The sequence below is a fragment of the Exiguobacterium flavidum genome (assembly GCF_003344535.1).
GTDB lineage: Bacteria > Bacillota > Bacilli > Exiguobacteriales > Exiguobacteriaceae > Exiguobacterium_A > Exiguobacterium_A flavidum.
The window spans coordinates 1-3,355 of sequence record NZ_QPKS01000021.1 but is presented as its reverse complement, the minus strand read 5'-3'; the positions used below and the strand labels follow the sequence as shown (position 1 = coordinate 3,355).

2 tRNA genes and 2 rRNA genes are annotated in these 3,355 nt (G+C 56.2%); all 4 read left to right on the top strand.

The annotated features are described in order from the left end of the window. Positions 1-1,458 (top strand): 16S ribosomal RNA (locus DFG60_RS13550); the annotation flags it as partial. A gap of 74 nt (positions 1,459-1,532) precedes the next feature. Continuing rightward, positions 1,533-1,609: transfer RNA gene (locus tag DFG60_RS13545), tRNA-Ile, on the top strand. 25 nt (positions 1,610-1,634) lie between these two features. Beyond that, positions 1,635-1,707 (top strand) — tRNA-Ala (locus DFG60_RS13540). Between the two features lie 78 nt (positions 1,708-1,785). Next, positions 1,786-3,355 (top strand): 23S ribosomal RNA (locus DFG60_RS13535); the annotation flags it as partial.

Genomic DNA, 3,355 nt, shown 5'->3' with positions numbered 1-3,355 from the left:
GGAATGAGCGGCGGACGGGTGAGTAACACGTAAGGAACCTGCCCCAGGGACTGGGATAACTCCGAGAAATCGGAGCTAATACCGGATCTGTCACGAGACCGCATGGTCCCGTGATGAAAGGCGCTCCGGCGTCACCTTGGGATGGCCTTGCGGTGCATTAGCTAGTTGGCGGGGTAACGGCCCACCAAGGCGACGATGCATAGCCGACCTGAGAGGGTGATCGGCCACACTGGGACTGAGACACGGCCCAGACTCCTACGGGAGGCAGCAGTAGGGAATCTTCCACAATGGACGAAAGTCTGATGGAGCAACGCCGCGTGAGTGATGAAGGTTTTCGGATCGTAAAACTCTGTTGTAAGGGAAGAACAAGCGTGAGAGGGAATGCTCACGCCTTGACGGTACCTTGCGAGAAAGCCACGGCTAACTACGTGCCAGCAGCCGCGGTAATACGTAGGTGGCAAGCGTTGTCCGGAATTATTGGGCGTAAAGCGCGCGCAGGCGGCCTCTTAAGTCTGATGTGAAAGCCCCCGGCTCAACCGGGGAGGGCCATTGGAAACTGGGAGGCTTGAGTACAGAAGAGAAGAGTGGAATTCCACGTGTAGCGGTGAAATGCGTAGAGATGTGGAGGAACACCAGTGGCGAAGGCGACTCTTTGGTCTGTAACTGACGCTGAGGCGCGAAAGCGTGGGGAGCAAACAGGATTAGATACCCTGGTAGTCCACGCCGTAAACGATGAGTGCTAGGTGTTGGGGGGTTTCCGCCCCTCAGTGCTGAAGCTAACGCATTAAGCACTCCGCCTGGGGAGTACGGCCGCAAGGCTGAAACTCAAAGGAATTGACGGGGACCCGCACAAGCGGTGGAGCATGTGGTTTAATTCGAAGCAACGCGAAGAACCTTACCAACTCTTGACATCCCGCTGACCGCTTGAGAGATCAAGTTTCCCCTTCGGGGGCAGCGGTGACAGGTGGTGCATGGTTGTCGTCAGCTCGTGTCGTGAGATGTTGGGTTAAGTCCCGCAACGAGCGCAACCCCTGTCCTTAGTTGCCAGCATTCAGTTGGGCACTCTAGGGAGACTGCCGGTGACAAACCGGAGGAAGGTGGGGATGACGTCAAATCATCATGCCCCTTATGAGTTGGGCTACACACGTGCTACAATGGACGGTACAAAGGGCCGCGAAACCGCGAGGTGGAGCCAATCCCAGAAAGCCGTTCCCAGTTCGGATTGCAGGCTGCAACTCGCCTGCATGAAGTCGGAATCGCTAGTAATCGCAGGTCAGCATACTGCGGTGAATACGTTCCCGGGTCTTGTACACACCGCCCGTCACACCACGAGAGTTTGCAACACCCGAAGCCGGTGAGGTAACCGCAAGGAGCCAGCCGTCGAAGGTGGGGTAGATGATTGGGGTGAAGTCGTAACAAGGTAGCCGTATCGGAAGGTGCGGCTGGATCACCTCCTTTCTAAGGAAAACGTCCCTTTCGGGACATGCCCATCGTTCAGTTTTGAGAGTCCGATCTCTCACGTTCCAAGGAATGGGCCTATAGCTCAGCCGGTTAGAGCGCACGCCTGATAAGCGTGAGGTCGGTGGTTCGAGTCCACTTAGGCCCACCATTCCATTTTTTCAATTCCATATCCCGGGGCCTTAGCTCAGCTGGGAGAGCGCCTGCCTTGCACGCAGGAGGTCAGCGGTTCGATCCCGCTAGGCTCCATTCGTCTTTCCGAAGGGAAGGACGCAACTCGCACCTTGANAACCATGTCATTTTGACGTGTGTCTTAGAATACCGATAGATCAAGGTAGGAAGGGCGTACGGTGGATGCCTTGGCACTAGGAGCCGATGAAGGACGCGACGAACAGCGATATGCCTCGGGGAGCAGTAAGTATGCCCTGATCCGAGGATTTCCGAATGGGGGAACCCACCATCCGTAATGGGATGGGACGCGATGCGTGAATACATAGCGCATGGCGAGGCAGACCCGGGGAACTGAAACATCTAAGTACCCGGAGGAAGAGAAAGCAAACGCGATTCCCTGAGTAGCGGCGAGCGAAACGGGAACAGCCCAAACCGGAGAGCATGCTCTCCGGGGTTGTAGGACACTCTATACGGAGTCAAAAAGGAAGACAGTAGGTGAACGCGCCTGGAAAGGCCGGCCGAAGAAGGTGACAGCCCTGTAGCTGAAACTGTTTTCCCTCCAGAGTGGATCCTGAGTACGGCGGGACACGTGAAACCCCGTCGGAATCCGGGAGGACCATCTCCCAAGGCTAAATACTCCCTAGTGACCGATAGTGAACCAGTACCGTGAGGGAAAGGTGAAAAGCACCCCGGAAGGGGAGTGAAACAGATCCTGAAACCGTATGCCTACAAGTAGTCAGAGCCCGTTCATGGGTGATGGCGTGCCTTTTGTAGAATGAACCGGCGAGTTACGATCGCGCGCGAGGTTAAGCCGATGAGGCGGAGCCGCAGCGAAAGCGAGTCTGAACAGGGCGCATCAGTGCGCGGTCGTAGACCCGAAACCAGGTGATCTACCCATGTCCAGGATGAAGGTCAGGTAACACTGACTGGAGGTCCGAACCCACGCACGTTGAAAAGTGCGGGGATGAGGTGTGGGTAGCGGTGAAATGCCAATCGAACCTGGAGATAGCTGGTTCTCCCCGAAATAGCTTTAGGGCTAGCCTCGAGGTCGAGAGTTCCGGAGGTAGAGCACTGATTGGACTAGGGGCCCCCACAGGGTTACCGAATTCAGTTAAACTCCGAATGCCGGCAACTTATACTCGGGAGTCAGACTGCGAGTGATAAGATCCGTAGTCAAGAGGGAAACAGCCCAGACCGCCAGCTAAGGTCCCCAAGTGTATGTTAAGTGGAAAAGGATGTGGCGCTGCCCAGACAACTAGGATGTTGGCTTAGAAGCAGCCACCATTCAAAGAGTGCGTAATAGCTCACTAGTCGAGTGGCGCCGCGCCGAAAATGTAACGGGGCTAAACATACCACCGAAGCTGCGGATCCCGTAAGGGATGGTAGGGGAGCGTTCCAAACAGCAGTGAAGCCGTACCGGAAGGAGCGGTGGAGCGTTTGGAAGTGAGAATGCCGGTGTGAGTAGCGAAAAGAGGGGTGAGAATCCCCTCCGTCGAAAGCCCAAGGTTTCCTGAGGAAGGCTCGTCCGCTCAGGGTTAGTCTGGACCTAAGCCGAGGCCGAAAGGCGTAGGCGATGGACAACAGGTTGATATTCCTGTACCGCCGATCCACCGTTCGAGCAACGGGGGGACGCAGGAGGATAGTGACGCATGCGGATGGAAGTGCATGTGTAAGCTTCAAGGCCGTCTGATTGGCAAATCCGTCAGGCACCAAGGCCGAGGAGCGA